This is a genomic window from Robertmurraya sp., assembly GCF_036676585.1.
In the GTDB taxonomy this organism is placed as follows: domain Bacteria; phylum Bacillota; class Bacilli; order Bacillales; family Cytobacillaceae; genus Robertmurraya_A.
The window spans coordinates 84,530-102,612 of sequence record NZ_JAKFCQ010000165.1; the positions used below are offsets into that span (position 1 = coordinate 84,530).

Sequence of the window (18,083 nt, forward strand, 5' to 3'; positions counted from 1 at the left end):
AATCATAGATAAAAAGCTAGATCCTTATCGGATCTAGCTTTTTTTGATTTATGAACTAGAATGTAAATGAAATAAGAACATTTCAATAAGAAGCTCCTTGTTCATTCCACCTGTCTTCGCTTGATAATCAGCGTCTGCTAACATTTTCATAATTTTCGTCAGTTCTTCATCACTAAATTGCATCGCTTGACCTGCAGCTAGTTTCACGCGGAATGGATGTACTTTCAAATACCCTCCCATTTGCTGTTGACCGTATCCACGTCTTGCTAATTCCTTTACCTGGTAAATCAACCGGAACTGACCTGCAATAATCGCTAATATTTTTAGTGGTTCTTCGTTTTGCCTTAACAAATCATAATAAATACGTAATGCCTCGTCTACTTTTCGATGCACCACTTTATCAACGAGTGTAAAAATATTTTGTTCAAGTGAGCGTGACACGAGCTTTTCTACTGTTTCGGCATCAATTTGTTTTGTTTCATTGCAATATAAGCTAAGCTTGTCCACCTCTGAGGTTAATAAAAATAGATTGGTCCCAGCTAATGCAAGCATCCGCTCAACTGCCTCATCATCTATGCTTGTTCCATTTGTCTTTGCTCTTTGGACAATCCAATTCTTTAGTTCGTGTTCCCCAAGTTTCTTTGCTTCAGCCACTACAGCTGTTCTCTTTAATTCCTTTGTAAGCTTTTTTCGTTCGTCCAGCTTTTCATATGGCGCTACCATCACAACAATCGAATAAGGGGAGGGCTCTTTCATGTATTGTTCTAGTCTTCCTAGCTGATGTTCCACTTTGTCCTTCGTTTTTTCAGCAGTTAAGAAACCTGGGTTATTTAAAAATATCAGCCTTTTATCCCCTAAGAATGGGATTGTTTCGGCATCCTCTAATGCTACTTCAATCGGTATTTCTTCTAAATCATAGGTGGATAGATTAAAATCACTTTCATCTTCACCCAAAACATTTTGTATAAAAAGCTGCTTTGTTTCATTTATTAAAAACGATTCTGTTCCATACAAAACGTAAATTGGAGAAAATTCTTTCCTCTTAATTTGCTTCCATAAATCAAAAATCACTTTTCCTCGCTCCGTTCAGGAAAATAGGTTACTTATTTATCCTAATGAAGGATCAAGGATTTGACAAGCATTTTAAAGGGAATTGATCAATCTCCTGACCAATTCCCATCTATAGAAACGCTGAAAAAAGAGGCCTAGGATACTCCTTATACAGCGATAACCCCCGTTGTATACCTTATTGTTACCGTACATCTAAAAAGTATTTGTGACAATCACTGACAAGCAAGGAAAAGAAACAAGAGGATCGGTAGATTTTTTTTATGAAATCGCTTATACTAAGATTGATTAGGAGGGGTAGTTGTGAACGAATTTGAGAAAAATGTGCAAAGTAAACGTAATGACGCTGTTGATTCTGGTGTAGGGTTCATCGTTTCCTTCGGTTTTTTTGCAACTTTATTTATCATTGCAACTGTCATTAAACTCGTAGGGGCTTAAAGTTCTGCTACATAAAACATAAGGAGACTGCTACTGCAGTCTCTTTTTTATGGGTTTGTTACATCATATGGGATATGTTTAGAAAAGGTTCCTATCCCATTCTGAAAAGTGTAACTAATTGCACCATCTGTATCAGTACGGAAAATTTTTATATTTCTTTCCTTTAACCGATCCAAAACTTCTTGATGTGGATGCCCAAATCGGTTGGTCTTCCCAACAGATATCACCGCAACTTTCGGCTGATAGGCCTGAAGAAGAGTAGCAGATGTAGAGCTTTTGCTGCCATGATGACCTATTTTTAAAACATCCACCGGTAAGGTAGGATACTCTCTCAATAGTCTTTCTTCTCCTTGTTCGCCTAAATCTCCTGTAAACAACCAGAATACCCCTCCTAATTTCACATGAATAACGACTGAATTATCGTTTCTATCCTCTTGTTCAATAATTGGATTAACAATTTTAAAGGAGGATCCATTTTCATTCCAACTCATTCCGTTCTTCACAAATATGACGTTAGTTTTCTTTTCTTTAGCTAAATGAATGATTTCATTTTCCAAGTTGGAACGATTAGAAACATAAGGAAGGATTAATTCTTTCACTCTTATTGTTTCAAGAACAGACTTTGCTCCACCGATATGATCCATATCACCATGCGTTATTATTAATTTATCAATTGTACTTATCCCTTTTCCTTTTAAAAAGGGGACGAGAATATCATTTCCAACTTCAAAAGGACTTCTTGGCTTTTCCCATTCCTCCTCATAAAAAGACATAGTCCCTCCTGTATCAATCACATACGTTTTTTTATGAAAACCATTTTGAATAACGATACTGTCTCCTTGCCCAACATCAACAAACGTGATTTGTCCTGAGAAAGAATAATGTGACAAGCAGTAGGAAAAAGTGAGGGTAAATAACAAAGGAAGGATTGATATCAGTTGGTTTATCCTTGTCTTGCCTGTCTCCCATTTGTAGAGTAAATAGACAATAGAGCATATAAGGACAAGTATCATCCAAATGTAAGGCCGGCCAATTGTGACTGTTTGGTATGGAAACGAAGCTAACCAAACGGTGAATCGGTTCATTAAGGTAATGACAAAATCCACTGGTTTTATCATAAATGAAACAGGTTCCCCAAAAATGAGTAACAGAAAAAACAGAGTGATAAAAACAGGGTTTATGATGATTGAGAAAAACGGAATATAAACGAGGTTTGCCAATAATGACAACAGAGAAAATTCATAAAAATGATAGAGGACGATAGGGAGAGAACTTAGCTGAGAAATAAATGACGCTTTTATTAAGAGGAATTTAGAAGACTTTAATAATCCTTTGGTGGAAAGAAGTAATGAGAAGGTCACACTAAAGGACAGCTGAAACCCAACATCAAAAAGGAGATAAGGTGAAAGAAATGCATAAACCATGAATACGATACTGCAAATATCTAGACTCGCCATTTTTGACTGTGGTGATACGAGCCGAAGGAACAAAAAAAGAAACATCATCATCGCTGCTCGAAACACGGGAGGAGAGGCTCCTGACAGATAAGTAAAGATTGGTAGGTAGAGAAGAAGGACAACAATCATGCGTTCCCTTGTCACTCCTAAACGCACACCAATATAATGGATGATGCTTACGTAAAGAGCAACATTTGCTCCAGAAATAGCTAATAAATGGATGATTCCTAGTTTTTGATACGCTTTCTCTAAGGATGGATCGAGTATCTGTCTCTCTCCAAACAGCAGTGCACTGCCTAAGGAAGCGACGGACTCGGGAAAATAAGATTCCAATAATGCGATTGCCCTTTGCCTTTGCTTTTTTACAAGAAGAATAGGTCCATCATGTTCGTTACAATCCCCCCATTGATCAACAACTAACTGCCAATGAATTTGTTGATGATTTAAGTAAGATTGGTAATCAAAGGCATTTGGATTTGTTTGTCCATTCACTGTTTTTAAGCTACCTTTTAACTGACAAGAATATCCAAGTAGTCTTTCCTCATTAAAACTGGACTTTTCCTTTTCGGACTTCATTCGGTATTTAATTAATAACTTTTCTCCGGTTATATCCTTTCCATAACCACTTAGTAGACTCCCATTAAGCGTTACTTCATCTTGAAACGAAACAGTAAACTGGGTCTCACTCCCTTTAAAAACAGATTCATTTCTGTTTATATCAATCCTTGCCTTCGTATAGAAAACAAGGACAATCAACAAGATGATATAAACTTTTCTTTTTGAGAACCGCTTATAATACAAAAATAAGATCAAAAATAAAAAGAGTGAGACCTTGACAACAGCATGGGTCTGAAAAGCAATAACCAGAGCAAGTAAAGAAGTCATTGCAAAATAGATCCAACTTCCTTGCAAGATATCACCCCCGGATCGTGTTTGAATCAAGGTATATTATTCTTGAAAATTCCAACTTAAACGCCCTGAGTTATCGTTTTTATTGTTAAGCTCATTTTCAATATCCATTTCTAGCTTTACCGCTTCCACATTGCTTATGCGAAGAAGATGATAGCAATATTCATGATTTTTATAATCATGCGTGTAATAAATTTTTGTAATACCCGCTTGTAGGATCTTTTTCATACAATGTATACAAGGAAAATGAGTCACATAGATTTGACTTCCCTTTGTGGAAACTCCTTCAAGTGCACACTGAAGGATCGCATTTTCTTCGGCATGCAAACAGCGTAGACAGTGATTATCAACGACGTAACAGCCCGCATCAAGGCAGTGATCATCTCCACTAATTCCCCCATTATAGCCAGTTGAAATGATTCGATTATTCTTTACCAATACCGAACCTACATTCAGTCGATTACATGTGCTTCTCATACTTATCAGATGCGCATTTAGCATAAAGTATTGATCCCAAGTTAAACGATGGTTGCTCATATTCCCCACTCCAGATTTCTCATTTTCTACTAGTCTAAGGGAAATTGTCGATTTTAGTCAATGCTATTATTTTACGATGATCTGATCATGCAGCTTTTCAAATGTTTTATCACCAATCCCAGTAACAAGCTTCAAATCATCAATCGTTTGAAATAACCCGCTATCTTCACGGTAGGCTATAATCGCTTCCGCTTTAGACGGTCCAATCCCAGGGAGATTTTGCAATTCATCAGAAGTAGCTTTATTAATATTGATTTTGCCTTCTCCTTGACTAGTAGAGGTAGAACTAGCACCGGCAGACACAATCATATTTTCTCCTTCTTCTCCTATTAAAGGAATGTACAACACCATTTCATCTGTTACCCGCCCAGCAAAGTTAATTTTTGTCTCGTCCGCTCCTTCCTTTAATCCTCCTGCCTTTTCAATAACATCGATTACCCTTTCATCCAGCATCACTTCGTAAACACCAGGATTCTCTACCGCACCTTTTACATCAACCAAATTCTTAACATCAGGTTCCTGAACAAGCCTTTCTTCGGACACTTCCGGATCGTGTTCTTCCTCACTTGGAATCGTCCATTCATTTTCCTCTTCTTTGTCGTTTACAAGACCGCGAGCAAAAATTAGCATTCCAATGGCGATAACACAAGACCCAACAATAAACCATTTATACTTCTTTACAGAGTCCATCATCTTGTTACTCCTTTCTTGGCATATTCACAAATTTATTTACATACTTTTATATGAGAATGCTTGCTTTGTGAAGGAGGGAAGTACATTGAAAATCGGAGTGATTGGTACAGGGAATATGGGGAGGATATTAATTGAGGCACTTATTGACGGAAAAGCCATTTCCCCTTCTTTTATGAATGTGACAAATCGAACGCTTAGTAAAGCAATGAATATAAAAGCAGTGTATAATGACATCGCCGTACTTTCTGATGCTAAAAGGGTAGCAAGAGTATCAGATGTCATTTTCTTATGCATAAAACCAAAAGACATCCAAAAGGTATTAATGGAAATTAAACCATTTTTACTCCCAGAGAAATGTGTTGTTTCCATCACTAGTCCTATTAGTGTTAATCAAATTGAATCAGTGGTAGACTGTTCGGTGGCGAGAGCTATACCAAGTATTACCAATCGAGCACTAGCAGGTGTATCTCTACTAACGTTTGGTGATAGCTGTACAGGGGAATGGAAGGATAAGCTACTTCAGCTGTTTGAAGCAATTTCCACACCGGTCTCCATTAACGAAGATATTACAAGAGTAGGCTCAGATATCGTTAGTTGTGGACCAGCATTTTTCAGTTACTTAACGCAAAGATTTATTAATGCAGCAGTAGCAGAAACAAAAATAGATGAAGCAACTGCTACGACACTTGCTAGTGAAATGTTAATAGGGCTTGGGGAATTGCTTCGAAAAGGATTTTATACACTTCCAACCCTACAGCAAAAAGTTTGTGTTAAGGGCGGAGTAACGTGGGAAGGAATTAAAGTATTGGATGCAGAGCTTGGAGATGTGTTTGAGCACTTATTTCAAGCAACTCATACAAAATTCGAAGAGGATCTAATTGAATCACAAAAACAGTTCCCTTTAAATAATTCTCTAAAGAAATAATGATTCCTGCAATAATATAAAAAAAAGGCTGATTATTTTCAATCAGCCTTTTTCTCATGCCTGCTTTTTAGCGATAAAAAAGATTCTTTCTGCCTCGGAAGATAAATCGTCCATAAAATCAGAGAAGATATCTGTTACATATAAGCCACTTGCTTCTAACCAATTTTTATACACTTCTATCGGGAATGTTCTTTGACTATGAAACTCATCATAACGGTCATATTTCCCGCTTTCATCATCCTGGACAAAAAATGTAAGCTCATGTTCAATACTAAGAGGATAGTCTCCTTGAAAACAATTCCAAATATAGCAAATATCCTCCTCATCATGGGTAAACGTTTGATTCATAAATATATTCATGATTTTATGAACAGAGTGGACATCAAATATAAAAAATCCATCCTCATCAAGTAAGTCATAAATTTTTGCAAACGTTTCAATAACTTCTTCTTCCGTCTGTAGGTAATTTAAGGAGTCACAAAATATCCCGATCACATCGAAACTCTCATATAAGTCGAGTTCAACCATATTTTGTTGATAAAAAGGAAGCTTTAGCCCGTTAGTCGATGCTTTCATCTGCGCTACTGTAAGCATGTCCGCTGATAAATCGACACCTGTCACTTCGAATCCAGCTTTCGCAAAGCGTACAGATAACTCACCTGTACCACAGGCTAAATCTAATAGTTTTTTTCCCTTACACTCGTACTTGCTCCATTTTTCCGTTACGATAGAAACCCATTCATCATACGGTACATCCTTCATTAATTCATCATAAAGGTAGGCAAATTTCCCATACGTCATTGAGTGAGAACACTTTCCATATTTTCTATTGGTGCATCACCCCATAATCGCTCGAGGTTATAGTAACTTCTTTCGTCTTTATGGAATATATGAGCCACCACATCCCCTAAATCAAGAAGGATCCATCTAGCCTCGTCGAAGCCTTCCATCCTCTTTACTATATAGCCATTTTCCATTGCCTTTTCCTTCATTTCTCTGGCAATCGCTTGAACCTGCTTATCAGAGTTTCCGTGACAAATAATAAAGTAATCAGAGATTAGTGAAATGCCCTGCATATTTAATACTACAATATCCTCTGCGCGCTTATCATCAGCAGCCTTTACTGATGTTTCTAATAATTGACGATTGGTCATCCAATCAGTCCTCCTTTAAATGAATGAAATAGTTATACGTTTGGAGCGTTAACGGAAAAACTGCTCGTTTCTTTTTTATTAAGAAAATGATTGAATTTTGAATGGAAAGTAACAATGCTTCATTCAAATTCTTATCCGCTACCTCTCTGACCTCATCGACACCTGGAAATTGCCTTCCTGGCTCAATGTAATCAGCCACATAAATTATTTTTTCAAGCAATGACATATGCGGCCTACCAGAAGTGTGGTAACGAATTGCCTCTAGTACTTCATGATCATGAATACCGACTTCCTTCTCCACTAAATAGGCGCCTACTGGAGCATGCCAAAGTTCGCTGTTATAGGAAAGCAGTTCCTCTGGCATTTTTTCACGAAGGATGATTTGCTTCATCTCTTCCTTTGGACGAAACTTAGCATAATCATGAAAGATCGCTGCCAACTCCGCTTGTTTCTCATTTGCTCCATATTTTTTTGCTAGCTTTAACGCTGTTTCTTCTACCCCTAGTGTATGCTGATAACGATGGTCGGTTAATTGCTCTTTAACAATCTCTAACGCTTTCGCTCGATCCATATAACTGATGCTCCTTTATATACTGTATGACGGAGTCAGGGGTAAGATAATGAATAGTATTCCCATTCTTTACTCTTTCTCTTATTAAACTAGAAGAGACGGCAAATTCCGGAATATCTAAATAGATAACCGGATAACTTGTCTGCAATACGTGTTCTGGTCTTTGCACTCCGACAAACGTAACAAGTTTCATTAAATCATCAATCTTGTACCATTTTGGTAAATATTCAACCATATCTGCCCCGATAATAAAATAAAACTCTGTACCATCATTTTTTTCTTGGAGAAGTTTCATCGTGTCATACGTATAGGACGGACCACTTCGCTCCAACTCTATCTTTTCAACTTTAAAATGAGCATGATCACTTATTGCCTTTTCAAGCATGGTCACTCGATGGATGGTGCTCGTCCCGCTTGTTGATTTATGCGGTGGCTTTGAATTAGGTAAAAACCATATTTCATTTAGCCCTAAGAATTCTAATACCTCGTTTGCAATAAGCAGATGTCCATTGTGGGGCGGATCAAAGGTCCCCCCTAAAATTCCAATTTTCCTCATAAGGACCTCCTCTGGTTAAGGAAGCTGTATTTGTTTATTTTCCTCAGACTCTTTATATAGAACAATGGTTGATCCAATGACTTGAACAAGCTCTGCCTTACAGCCTGACGATAACTTAACTGCTACTTCGTCCTTGTCCTCATCACAATTCTGTAACACACTTACCTTCAAAAGCTCCCTAACCTCTAATGCCTCATTGATTTGTTTAATCATATTATCGTTCACTCCACCTTTTCCTACTTGAAAAATAGGGTTGAGATGATGTGCTTTCGAACGTAAAAATCTTTTCTGCTTACCAGTTAACATCCTTATCCTCCTAATCGGTTTAAAACCAATTTTTCCATTCTTTTTTGGTCCGGGAAAATTCCAGTCCATTTTTTAAATGCTAATGCTCCTTGAAGAACGAACATATCAATTCCATTTTGCGTACGAGCCCCTTTTTCTTTTGCAGAACGCAAAAATAGAGTTTCAAGTGGGTTGTATATAATATCACTTACAAAACTATTTTCTTTTAAGTTATGTAATGAGAGCGGTTGGCATTCTACATCCGGTGCCATACCAATCGATGTTGTTTGTATGATAATATCATAATCATCCAACAGGTTCTCAGCTTCCTCACGTAGTAATACACTGGAGTTAACTGTATATGGACATTGAGCAATTAATTCTTCTGCTTTTTCACTCGTACGATTGGTAACATCTATATTTTTAATCCCCATTGAAGCTAAAGTAAAATAAATAGCTCTTGCAGCCCCACCAGCTCCAACTATGAGAATTCGGTGGTTGAAAAGATTCGGAATAATATTCATAATTCCTTTTACTGACCCTTCGCCATCCGTGTTGTAACCAACAAGTTCGCCATCCTCATTTACAACTGTATTAACTGCACCGATTGCTTTTGCTAAAGGATCTAAGCGATCAAGCATCGGAAGGATATCGACCTTATGTGGAACAGTCACATTAAACCCACTAATTTGAACCGCTTTTAACCCTATGACCGCTTTCTGTAAGTCTCCTTTTCTCACATGAAGCGCTTGATAATGAGCGTCTATATCATAAAAGCCAAATAAATCATTGTGCATGGCAGGCGACATAGAATGAGCGATTGGATCCCCTATTACCGCATACAGCTTTTTCAAAAAAATTCCTCTCCCTTGTTGTAGCCTAGAGTACTTCATGAGGTTGATCAAGCTGATTTACTCAAATAGCTAAATTATATAAGTGATTTTCTGATCATTGCATGAACACCCTTAGGGACATACGCTGCAATCTTCACACCTGGTTCGTTTACCGTTATCCAGCCCAGACCGGAAAACACGATATCTGTCTTTTCTTCTTTAATCATAAATTCATGGCGAACGAGTGGTGGGAATTCCTCTAATTCATCAGTTCTTGGAGGTGAGAGCATGTCACCCACATGCTTTTTGTATAACTCATCGGCATGATCAAGTTTTGTACGATGAATATTAATTTCATTAGAAAAATGACAAACAAATGATTGTCTTCCCCCACTTATAAAATCAAATCGTGCAAGTCCTCCGAAAAATAAAGTTTGTCCTTCGTTCAATTGAAAGACTTTTGGCTTTATTTCCTTTTTGGGAGTAATAATTTTTAAATCCTGTTTACTTACAAAATGAGCCATTTGGTGATGATTGATAATTCCTGGTGTATCAATGAGATGCTTACCGTCAGAAAGTGGAATCTCAATAATATCAAGAGTCGTTCCAGGGAAATGAGAAGTGGTAATTACATCCCCTTCTCCCGATACTTCTTTAAGAATACGGTTAATAAATGTTGATTTCCCAACATTTGTACAACCTACTACATACACATCCTTGCCATTTCGATACTCGTCGATTGCTTCCGCTACTTCACGAACAAAATGACCTTTATGTGCACTCACTAAAAACACATCTTCTGGATGCAAACCCAGTTTTTTTGCCTCTCGCTTCATCCATTGAATGACTTTATTTGGTTTAACAGAATGAGGCAGAAGGTCCACTTTATTTCCAACTAGCAGGATTTTGTTCTTCCCTACAAAACGGTGTAGTCCTGGTAACCAGCTACCGTTAAAGTCAAAAATATCGACAATTTTTACAATAAGTGCATCCGTCTGGGATAATCCATTCAATATTTTTAGAAAGTCGTCATCTGTTAAACTAACATCCTGAATCTCATTATAGTGTTTTAAACGAAAGCAGCGTTGGCAAATAATAACTTCCTTTTCAAGCGCAGATGGAGGCGCATAGCCTAAAGCCTCCTTATCCTCTGTTTGGATATTTACCCCACAGCCTATACACGAAAACTGTTCACTCAAACTTAATCCTCCCATACAATCATTCCTTTTTTACGGAACCAATTCAGTATTCTCCGCTCAACTAGTCGATTAAACTTTGTCACAAACCCATCTGTTGAGGCTACAGGTACAACAAGAATAGTGTGTAACCCGCTGCGATTACCACCCAGAACATCTGTAAGTAGCTGGTCTCCAATAACCACCGTTTCTTCCTTAGATGTTCCCATTTGCTTCATAGCCTTTTTAAAGGCTCTTGCCATCGGCTTACGAGCTTGAAAAATAAAAGGAATTTTCAGCGGATCAGAAAAAGCTTTCACTCTTCCTTCATTATTATTAGACACAATGGTCACTATAATATTGTGTTTTTTCATTTCCTCAAACCATTTGATAAGGTTCGGTGTTGCATTTGGCCGATCCCATTCGACAAGAGTGTTATCTAAATCAGTTATGATCGCCTTTACTCCCTTTTCCTTCAGACTTTCAGGAGTAATTTCAAAAATACTTTTGACATGCTGATCTGGCAAAAACTTTTTAAGCATTTCTTACACCTCATTAAATTAATGAAAATTTTTCGACAAATTTCACGTTCCTTCAACACTGTGGATAACTTTATGCACATAACTCACACTGTCATAAAAAGGAATTACTCTTTTATAAACAAATTAATCACAAGTTATCCACCACAACTTGTGGATAACAGAACGGTTGTTCTGTTTTATTAATTTTGATAGAGTAGGAGTACAGCTACATAGCCTACATTTTATGATGAATCACTATGCAGTAGAACCATTCTCAAAAAAAGAAAGGTGTGATTTCCATTGCGTAAATTATCGGATGACTTGCTTGTTGAATCGTATTTTAAAGCAAGAGAACTACAACTAAGCAAAGATTTTATTTATCTAATTGAGACAGAAATTCACCGTCGTTCATTAACTCACAAAATCATTGTCTAATAAGCCCTTTATTGGGCTTTTTTCTTTGCGCTCACAAAACAATATCATGTCTCTTTTAATAACGCAATTCTTTCCCCCACTTTAATAGGAAATGGAAGCGATTTTTCTGAAGTTGATTGAATGGAGTCTTTCTCAAACAATAAAACGACCGTTGATCCAAATGTAAAATACGCGAGTTCCTGCCCTTTCTCTAAATGTTCATTCTCACGTGTAACTTCTATGGAGTTCACGAACATGGCTCCCACCTTCACCACTGCTATATGACCCGTCTGATGCTGAATTTCAGTCACTGTCCGATAATTTTTCGAAAGTGTACTTTTCCCATACTTTAACCCAAGAGAATTGACTGGATATGATTTCTTTCCGAGAGTCCAACTGGCTGTAACCCTTCCAGCTACAGGACTATGAATACGATGGTAATGACTCGGGCTTAAGTACAAAACCATGAAGGTACCATGTATGTATTTCTGTAAAAGTTCATTATTCCCTAGCATCTCTGCAATCGAGTATGTTTTCCCCTTCACTTCAATCAATTTCTGTTCTGAAATAGGTCCAACTTCCTCAAGTACGGCATCCACTGGACTAGTAACAGCTTGCACATCCTGATCAATCGGTCTACTCCCTTTCCTTAACTTTCGTATAAAGAAATCATGAAGTGTGGAAAATTCCTTGAGATCTCCTTTCATTTCCTCCGTATTGATTTGATAGATTCTTGAGAAGTGAGGAACGACATAACGACTCATATTTGATGTAGCAAATCTTTTCAACAGCAATGATGACCATTTGCCATTGGTTAATTCAATCATAAAACGATAAATAGTTTGAAACAATGGATTGACCTCCGTTATGGGAAAATTCTCACACAATAAACGAATAAAACAAGATAACCAATCATTACTTATAATTAAGATGTTTTTTATCCATTTTAATATAGGGGTGAGGCATATTTGTTTTTATTAAACGTACTCGATCAAACGCTCAAAAAATTAAGGATTCAAACGGCCAATCTATTAACTTTCATCAATCTCTTTCTCGGTGGATTCGCAGTGATTGAGAGCCTTAAAGGGAATTTAGATTTGAGCCTTTTATTAATTTTTATTGCCGCTTTCGTTGACCGATTTGATGGAATGGTTGCCCGAAAACTTCATATTGAATCAGAACTTGGCAAACAATTAGATTCCATGAGTGATATTATATCATTTGGTGTCGCACCTGCACTATTGATTTATCAAGGAATATTATTTGAGTTTGACTTTCCTGGAACATTCTTTACGATTTTTTATATCGCCTGTGGGGCATTTCGACTTGCTCGCTTTAATATTAGTGAGAATCAAAGCTATTTTACGGGTTTACCGATTACAGCTGCTGGCTGCTTATTGACTTTTAGCTACCTATTGCTCCCGTCCCTACTTCCTGAGATGTTCCTCTTTTTCATTATTATTCTTTCTTTTTTCATGGTTAGTCCTTTCAAATTAAAAAAAATATAGACACAGCCTTAAAAAGCCCGTGTCTATATTTTCTCATTTAAGTTAACGATAAAAATTCCTCAACATCTGCTATACATTGTTGTACTGCTTTTTCCCAAAAATCAGGCTTTGTTAAATCAACATTCAAATGCTTCCAAGCTAATTCCTCTACTGTCATAGATGCTGTATCCTTTAACAGAGCAATATACTTTTCCTCGTAGCCTTCCCCTTCTTCTAGTGCCTTTGCATAAATTCCTAAAGAGAATAAATAACCAAATGTGTAAGGAAAATTATAAAAAGGAACACCTGTGATAAAGAAATGTAGCTTAGAGGCCCAGAACAAAGGATGGTATTCAGCTAGAGCTCCACCATATGCCTCTTCTTGTGCTTCTTTCATTAATTGATTTAAACGATCTGTTCCTACGACTCCATTTTTTCTTTCCTCATAGAAGCGTGTTTCAAATAGAAAGCGAGCGTGAATATTCATTAATAATGCTACTGAACGCTGTATTTTATCCTCTAATAACGCTAGCTTTTCCTCTGGGTTCTTCGCTTGTTTGACAGAAGCATCAGCTACGATCATCTCTGCAAAGGTCGAGGCTGTTTCTGCTACATTCATCGCATAATTTCTATTTAAATAATGTTGATCTCTCATCGCATATGTATGAAAGCCATGACCTAATTCATGTGCAAGAGTTGAAACATTAGAAGGTGTTCCTGAGAACGTCATAAATATTCTTGACTGATTGCTCTCAGGGAAAAAGGTATGAAAACCACCTGGTGCTTTTCCAGGGCGATCTTCAGCTTCAATCCATTTCTGTTCAAATGCCTTTTTCGCAAAACCGGTCATTTCTTTTCCAAAGCGTGAAAAATGCTCAATAATAAATTCAGCACCTTCTTCATATGAAACCTTTGATTCTACCTGACCGATGGGTGCATCTAAGTCATACCAGCTTAACCGATCCTTCCCTAGTAACTTCGCTTTTCTCTCTAAAAATGTTACAAAAGGGGCTTTGGCATCGGAAATAACCTGCCACATCGTATCTAATGTTTTCTTCTGCATACGATTTATTTGTAAAGGCTCCTTTAATACATCTTCCCATCCGCGAAGCTTATAAGTGTTTAAACGAAATCCGGCAAGGTGATTGAGTGTTTTCGACAAATACTCTGCTTTTTCAGACCAAGATTCCTCCCAGCCTTCAAAGATGGATTTTCTTACCACATGATCAGGATGTGAGAACTTGTTGGCTGCCTGCCCAACTGATAATTCCTTTGTTTCGTTTCCTTCTTTAAACGGAACTTTAATCGTACCAACGATGGTATCATATAATTGCCCCCATCCATGATAGCCATCAATACTTAATGCATTAATGATTGTTTCTTCTTCCTGAGAAAGTCTCTCTAATGCATTGATACGTCTTTCATTTAACACAAACTGCAATTGATGTAAAGCCTCTACCTGCAACAGTTCTTCCCAAATTTGATCATCGTAAGTAGTTAATTTTTGATCAAAAACAGTGAGAGCATTTTGTAAACTAGCACTAAGCTCAGTTACTTGCCCACGAAGTCCGCTTACTTTCTTATCGTTTGTATTTTGTGCATGTAAACAGCTAACAAATGCTCCTGCCTGGCGAATCTCTTTCGCAACTCTTTGAAAGAATTCAACGATTTCTGCAATTTGTTCTTGATCTGTTATTTTATTCGATGGCTGCCAGTCTGTTACCCTACTTCGAAACCTTTCAACATCTTCTTTTGAGCTATGTATGTGATTAATAAATGCTTGAGAAGAACTTCCCCCTGAAAAAAACACGTCAAGGTCCCATACATCATAATAAGTACTTCCTTTTGTCATCCATACCCCTCCTAATCATTGTCTATTTCATTATAAATTTATTTTTCCGAAAACTCTACGAAAAGTTTCGAAAACCGAAAGACCCACCTTGATGATGGGTCCTAAAATTAATATCGATAACCAGTAAAATACCACCAACCACCGAATATGAGCAACAGTACGAACAAAACGATAAGCAGTGCTAAAGCTACTCCACCGCCACCATAATATGGTGCTTGATAAGCATATGGATAAGGATAACCGTATGGCATTTTTTACCCTCCTTTACACTTTATCCTACTAATCAATGTATGTTCATTGTCCATATTGGTGTAGGCAGGTGCGGACTTTCCGTGTATACAAATAGGCATAGATTGCTCTATGCCTACTACTTTCTAACTTTGAGAATCACGCTTTCGCTTTTCCTTCTCCGCTCGATAAAATTCATGAAACATCTTCATTAATGCTCTCTTTTCAATTCTTGAAACATAGCTTCTTGATATGCCTAATTCTTTGGCAATCTCTCTTTGCGTTTTTTCCTTTTTTAAATCGAGACCAAATCGGCCAACGATTACTTCCTTTTCCCTGTCATCAAGCACGTCTATAAATTCTTTTACCTTTTCAAGCTCCATATTTAGTTGAATGGTTTCAATGACATCCTCAGATTCTGATTTCAAGACATCGATTAATGAGATCTCGTTTCCTTCTTTATCCTGACCAATTGGATCGTGAAGGGACACATCTTTTTTTGTCTTTTTTAAAGCCCGTAAATGCATGAGAATTTCGTTTTCTATACAACGGGCCGCATACGTAGCAAGCTTTGTTCCTTTCCCTTCAGAATAGCTTTCAATGGCTTTAATTAATCCAATTGTTCCAATGGAGATTAAATCCTCTGAATCTTCCCCCGTATTCTCAAATTTTTTAACGATATGAGCGACGAGACGGAGATTATGTTCAATAAGCATATTACGAGCATGAGCATCACCATCTGCCATTAATCGTAAATATTTCTTTTCATCCGCCGATGATAATGGTTGTGGAAATGCATTATTTTTAACATAGGAAACTAAAAACACAATTTCCTTTACTAAATAGCTAAGTGCAGTCAATATACCTGACATTTATTCCACCCCACTTTCAGGACTTTCCTCCATGTTAATACCTATGAAGAGAGGTGGTCGTATTTGTCTGTCCCACTTAATTATATTTAAATAGAAAATGATTATTAAAAAACACCGACAGCGAGGTCGGTGTTTTAAGCTTCTATTCTACGGAAACTTCGGCAGCAATTATACAACCTACAGATCCGCATATAATTAAACCCATAACGATTGCGAACATGTTACCACCCCTTCTCTCCCTTTTGTTACTTCGAATGTAACATATTTTTCAGAGCAAAATGGAGAAAGGATGTGAACATTTTGTTACTTATGAAGCCTTCATAATGCGCTAAGTCACTTAAATCTAAGAGATATCTCCGGGGGAAGAACTCTTCTTTGATTTTCTTAAGCAATACATTTCTAGAGATAGCAACAATACACGGAGGAACATCGATTTCCCCTCCTCACCACAAATTCGTTAGGTGGTATCTTTCTCCACCCATAAAACTGCCTTACGATCTTGCATGAAATAAATCATCTTCATTCCCACCTTTCTTTATTTTTTAGTTTTGTTATTAACCTTACCTTAAAATAATCGTTGAATGGAAAGCATACGATCGCGAGTAGCTTCATATTGCTTTTTCGCCTTTTCTGCTCGTTCAAATTCAGCAGCTGACACGTTACGTTTTTTAATCGTTACCGTTAAGAATAATATATTCAGGGTCATATCTATCACCTCCTTATTTTTGCACACAAAAAAGCCGCAAGGATCCCCCTGCGACTTTTAGGCATATAAAAAGCCGCAAGAGTACATTCTCCAAGCGGCTTGAAATGGCATAAGTTATCTTCACATTTACTTAAGCAATTCATTCCTAATGGTCGAATGCGTGAAACATTTAGTTGTCTTCTTTTCAATTGCTACAGATAATTTAATCATTTCACTCGACCTCCTTTTTAGAAATTATTGCTTACAGTGGTAATTATATCCACTATTACCAATTATGTAAACCCCTTTTTTAAGATTTTCTAAAAAAAATAGCCCTCAGGGAGACTGAGAGCTATCTTTCTATTCATTTATGTCATCAAGCTTTGTTTTTATTTGCTTCGATAAAGTAAAAAAGTAAATAGAACCCGCTAAAAACAGCATAGATGAGCACATCATAATATATAGATCGGTTAGCACTTTTTCACCTGATGGAATGATAACACCTAGGTAAAAAAAGCTTCCTACGGCAAGTAAAACAACCGCAAACCTTTTAAAATCAATCATTTTCTCTTCAAGCATTTTTCCTGCGCTGCTATCTTTCACTATACTCACCTGCAACCTTCTCTTGTTCTATGAAACTACTTTATCATAGAACGCTGTGTTAGTGAGGATGTAATTAATAGCAATTTTTCTAAGTTGTTCAATCAGCCTTTAAGCTTTTCGACGATTTTCATAACCAAAGAAGCTGAATGAAGTGCTGCTTTTTCTAAATATTGTTCAAATGAAACATCGGATTCTTTCCCAGCGATATCAGACAATGAACGAATGATAACAAATGGAATCCCAAATTGATAGGAAACTTGGGCAATAGCAGCTGCTTCCATTTCGACTGCCTGTAAATTAAGAAATTTATCACGGATAGCATCCACACGCTTTGGATCATTCATAAAAGAATCGCCCGTTGCGATTAATCCTTTCACAACTTGCACACTACCAATTTCCTTTGCAGCTTCCTCTGCTATCTCAACAAGCCCGGAATTGGCCTCAAACGCTGCAGGAAGCTGTGGTACTTGACCATACTCATATCCAAATGCTGTAACGTCTACATCATGATGGCGAACCTCAGAAGAGATAACAACATCTCCTACATTTAAATCAGGATGAAAGCCTCCTGCTGAACCTGTGTTAATAACATAATCAGGTTTAAATCTATCTAATAGTATCGTTGTGGACATTGCTGCGTTTACTTTCCCTATCCCTGAGCGCAATAGGATTACCTCCGCACCATCCATACTACCTGTTGTAAACTCACATCCTGCAATAGTTTCTTGTTCCTGATTGCTGATTTTTTCTCTTAGTAAAGCTACTTCTTCTTCCATTGCACCAATAATTGCGATTTTCACTTATAAAGACCTCTCTCTAT

At 37.2% G+C, this 18,083-nt stretch carries 23 protein-coding genes; 4 read left to right on the forward strand and 19 right to left on the reverse strand.

What is annotated here, in order from left to right:
- Nucleotides 1–48: 48 nt before the first annotated feature.
- Nucleotides 49–1,071 carry a DNA polymerase III subunit delta gene (gene holA, locus ACGLXV_RS21545; RefSeq protein ID WP_119709193.1) on the reverse strand — a complete coding sequence of 341 codons (1,023 nt, stop codon included), beginning with the start codon at nt 1,069–1,071 and terminating at the stop codon, nt 49–51.
- 300 nt (nt 1,072–1,371) lie between these two features.
- On the opposite strand from holA, the gene ACGLXV_RS21550 reads away from it, so the two are divergent.
- A complete protein-coding gene (locus tag ACGLXV_RS21550; protein ID WP_084361972.1) occupies nt 1,372–1,506 on the forward strand; it encodes a YqzM family protein in 135 nt (44 codons plus the stop codon).
- 47 nt (nt 1,507–1,553) lie between these two features.
- Here the strand turns inward: ACGLXV_RS21550 and ACGLXV_RS21555 are convergent, their stop codons facing one another.
- The 3 genes from ACGLXV_RS21555 to ACGLXV_RS21565 form a co-directional block, all read right to left on the reverse strand.
- Entirely contained in the window at nt 1,554–3,875 is a 2,322-nt protein-coding gene (locus tag ACGLXV_RS21555; protein ID WP_391560231.1) for a DNA internalization-related competence protein ComEC/Rec2, read from the reverse strand.
- 36 nt (nt 3,876–3,911) lie between these two features.
- The gene (locus tag ACGLXV_RS21560) at nt 3,912–4,409 is read right to left on the reverse strand and encodes a ComE operon protein 2 (protein WP_391560232.1); all 498 of its coding nucleotides are present in this window, start codon (nt 4,407–4,409) and stop codon (nt 3,912–3,914) included.
- 66 nt (nt 4,410–4,475) lie between these two features.
- Entirely contained in the window at nt 4,476–5,102 is a 627-nt protein-coding gene (locus ACGLXV_RS21565) for a helix-hairpin-helix domain-containing protein (protein WP_391560233.1), read from the reverse strand.
- Between the two features lie 85 nt (nt 5,103–5,187).
- On the opposite strand from ACGLXV_RS21565, the gene comER reads away from it, so the two are divergent.
- Nucleotides 5,188–6,027, forward strand: coding sequence for a late competence protein ComER (gene comER / locus ACGLXV_RS21570; protein WP_391560234.1), 840 nt, complete (start codon nt 5,188–5,190; stop codon nt 6,025–6,027).
- Nucleotides 6,028–6,081: 54 nt separating this feature from the next.
- Here comER and ACGLXV_RS21575 read toward each other — a convergent pair whose 3' ends face one another.
- The 8 genes from ACGLXV_RS21575 to ACGLXV_RS21610 form a co-directional block, all read right to left on the reverse strand.
- Nucleotides 6,082–6,828: a class I SAM-dependent DNA methyltransferase gene (locus ACGLXV_RS21575; protein ID WP_119709198.1), complete on the reverse strand. Its 747-nt coding sequence runs from the start codon at nt 6,826–6,828 to the stop codon at nt 6,082–6,084.
- Entirely contained in the window at nt 6,825–7,181 is a 357-nt protein-coding gene (gene rsfS, locus ACGLXV_RS21580) for a ribosome silencing factor (RefSeq protein WP_251514140.1), read from the reverse strand. The genes ACGLXV_RS21575 and rsfS overlap by 4 nt, the downstream gene beginning before the upstream one ends.
- 4 nt (nt 7,182–7,185) lie before the next feature.
- On the reverse strand, nt 7,186–7,752 hold the full coding sequence (yqeK, locus tag ACGLXV_RS21585) for a bis(5'-nucleosyl)-tetraphosphatase (symmetrical) YqeK (protein WP_391560235.1): 567 nt from the start codon (nt 7,750–7,752) through the stop codon (nt 7,186–7,188).
- Nucleotides 7,721–8,308, reverse strand: a complete 588-nt coding sequence (locus tag ACGLXV_RS21590; RefSeq protein ID WP_391560236.1) for a nicotinate-nucleotide adenylyltransferase — start codon at nt 8,306–8,308, stop codon at nt 7,721–7,723. The genes yqeK and ACGLXV_RS21590 overlap by 32 nt, the downstream gene beginning before the upstream one ends.
- A 15-nt stretch (nt 8,309–8,323) precedes the next feature.
- Nucleotides 8,324–8,614 carry a ribosome assembly RNA-binding protein YhbY gene (gene yhbY / locus ACGLXV_RS21595; RefSeq protein WP_119709202.1) on the reverse strand — a complete coding sequence of 97 codons (291 nt, stop codon included), beginning with the start codon at nt 8,612–8,614 and terminating at the stop codon, nt 8,324–8,326.
- A 2-nt stretch (nt 8,615–8,616) separates the two neighbouring features.
- The gene (gene aroE, locus ACGLXV_RS21600) at nt 8,617–9,447 is read right to left on the reverse strand and encodes a shikimate dehydrogenase (RefSeq protein WP_391560237.1); all 831 of its coding nucleotides are present in this window, start codon (nt 9,445–9,447) and stop codon (nt 8,617–8,619) included.
- A 74-nt stretch (nt 9,448–9,521) separates the two neighbouring features.
- The gene (gene yqeH, locus ACGLXV_RS21605; protein ID WP_391560238.1) at nt 9,522–10,625 is read right to left on the reverse strand and encodes a ribosome biogenesis GTPase YqeH; all 1,104 of its coding nucleotides are present in this window, start codon (nt 10,623–10,625) and stop codon (nt 9,522–9,524) included.
- 2 nt (nt 10,626–10,627) lie between these two features.
- Nucleotides 10,628–11,143: a YqeG family HAD IIIA-type phosphatase gene (locus ACGLXV_RS21610; RefSeq protein ID WP_119709205.1), complete on the reverse strand. Its 516-nt coding sequence runs from the start codon at nt 11,141–11,143 to the stop codon at nt 10,628–10,630.
- Nucleotides 11,144–11,422: 279 nt separating this feature from the next.
- On the opposite strand from ACGLXV_RS21610, the gene ACGLXV_RS21615 reads away from it, so the two are divergent.
- On the forward strand, nt 11,423–11,557 hold the full coding sequence (locus tag ACGLXV_RS21615; RefSeq protein ID WP_119709206.1) for a sporulation histidine kinase inhibitor Sda: 135 nt from the start codon (nt 11,423–11,425) through the stop codon (nt 11,555–11,557).
- Nucleotides 11,558–11,601: 44 nt separating this feature from the next.
- Here the strand turns inward: ACGLXV_RS21615 and ACGLXV_RS21620 are convergent, their stop codons facing one another.
- Nucleotides 11,602–12,387 (reverse strand): phosphatidylserine decarboxylase, encoded by a 786-nt coding sequence (locus tag ACGLXV_RS21620; RefSeq protein ID WP_391560239.1) that lies wholly within the window; start codon nt 12,385–12,387, stop codon nt 11,602–11,604.
- 117 nt (nt 12,388–12,504) lie between these two features.
- Here ACGLXV_RS21620 and pssA point away from each other — a divergent pair, with 117 nt between their 5' ends.
- Nucleotides 12,505–13,044, forward strand: coding sequence for a CDP-diacylglycerol--serine O-phosphatidyltransferase (gene pssA / locus ACGLXV_RS21625; RefSeq protein ID WP_119709208.1), 540 nt, complete (start codon nt 12,505–12,507; stop codon nt 13,042–13,044).
- Between the two features lie 37 nt (nt 13,045–13,081).
- Here the strand turns inward: pssA and ACGLXV_RS21630 are convergent, their stop codons facing one another.
- The 6 genes from ACGLXV_RS21630 to mtnN form a co-directional block, all read right to left on the reverse strand.
- Nucleotides 13,082–14,875, reverse strand: a complete 1,794-nt coding sequence (locus ACGLXV_RS21630) for a M3 family oligoendopeptidase (RefSeq protein WP_391560240.1) — start codon at nt 14,873–14,875, stop codon at nt 13,082–13,084.
- 107 nt (nt 14,876–14,982) lie between these two features.
- Nucleotides 14,983–15,126 (reverse strand): hypothetical protein, encoded by a 144-nt coding sequence (locus tag ACGLXV_RS21635; RefSeq protein WP_162927791.1) that lies wholly within the window; start codon nt 15,124–15,126, stop codon nt 14,983–14,985.
- A gap of 123 nt (nt 15,127–15,249) precedes the next feature.
- Nucleotides 15,250–15,975, reverse strand: coding sequence for an RNA polymerase sporulation sigma factor SigK (gene sigK / locus ACGLXV_RS21640; protein WP_066049924.1), 726 nt, complete (start codon nt 15,973–15,975; stop codon nt 15,250–15,252).
- Between the two features lie 565 nt (nt 15,976–16,540).
- Nucleotides 16,541–16,681 (reverse strand): YrzI family small protein, encoded by a 141-nt coding sequence (locus ACGLXV_RS21645; RefSeq protein WP_391560241.1) that lies wholly within the window; start codon nt 16,679–16,681, stop codon nt 16,541–16,543.
- A 339-nt stretch (nt 16,682–17,020) separates the two neighbouring features.
- On the reverse strand, nt 17,021–17,272 hold the full coding sequence (locus ACGLXV_RS21650; protein WP_391560242.1) for a YrhC family protein: 252 nt from the start codon (nt 17,270–17,272) through the stop codon (nt 17,021–17,023).
- Between the two features lie 92 nt (nt 17,273–17,364).
- Complete coding sequence (gene mtnN / locus ACGLXV_RS21655) at nt 17,365–18,063, reverse strand: 5'-methylthioadenosine/S-adenosylhomocysteine nucleosidase (RefSeq protein WP_391560243.1); 699 nt, start codon at nt 18,061–18,063, stop codon at nt 17,365–17,367.
- Between the last annotated feature and the right edge of the window lie 20 nt (nt 18,064–18,083).

What these genes read in the sequence shown, in the direction of transcription:
- ACGLXV_RS21560 (WP_391560232.1), bottom strand. Translation starts at nt 4,409, where the DNA reads ATGAGCAACCATCGTTTAACTTGGGATCAATACTTTATGCTAAATGCG.
- ACGLXV_RS21565 (WP_391560233.1), bottom strand. Translation starts at nt 5,102, where the DNA reads ATGATGGACTCTGTAAAGAAGTATAAATGGTTTATTGTTGGGTCTTGT.
- ACGLXV_RS21575 (WP_119709198.1), bottom strand. Translation starts at nt 6,828, where the DNA reads ATGACGTATGGGAAATTTGCCTACCTTTATGATGAATTAATGAAGGAT.
- rsfS (WP_251514140.1), bottom strand. Translation starts at nt 7,181, where the DNA reads ATGACCAATCGTCAATTATTAGAAACATCAGTAAAGGCTGCTGATGAT.
- yqeK (WP_391560235.1), bottom strand. Translation starts at nt 7,752, where the DNA reads ATGGATCGAGCGAAAGCGTTAGAGATTGTTAAAGAGCAATTAACCGAC.
- ACGLXV_RS21590 (WP_391560236.1), bottom strand. Translation starts at nt 8,308, where the DNA reads ATGAGGAAAATTGGAATTTTAGGGGGGACCTTTGATCCGCCCCACAAT.
- yhbY (WP_119709202.1), bottom strand. Translation starts at nt 8,614, where the DNA reads ATGTTAACTGGTAAGCAGAAAAGATTTTTACGTTCGAAAGCACATCAT.
- ACGLXV_RS21610 (WP_119709205.1), bottom strand. Translation starts at nt 11,143, where the DNA reads ATGCTTAAAAAGTTTTTGCCAGATCAGCATGTCAAAAGTATTTTTGAA.
- ACGLXV_RS21630 (WP_391560240.1), bottom strand. Translation starts at nt 14,875, where the DNA reads ATGACAAAAGGAAGTACTTATTATGATGTATGGGACCTTGACGTGTTT.
- ACGLXV_RS21635 (WP_162927791.1), bottom strand. Translation starts at nt 15,126, where the DNA reads ATGCCATACGGTTATCCTTATCCATATGCTTATCAAGCACCATATTAT.
- sigK (WP_066049924.1), bottom strand. Translation starts at nt 15,975, where the DNA reads ATGTCAGGTATATTGACTGCACTTAGCTATTTAGTAAAGGAAATTGTG.
- ACGLXV_RS21645 (WP_391560241.1), bottom strand. Translation starts at nt 16,681, where the DNA reads ATGACCCTGAATATATTATTCTTAACGGTAACGATTAAAAAACGTAAC.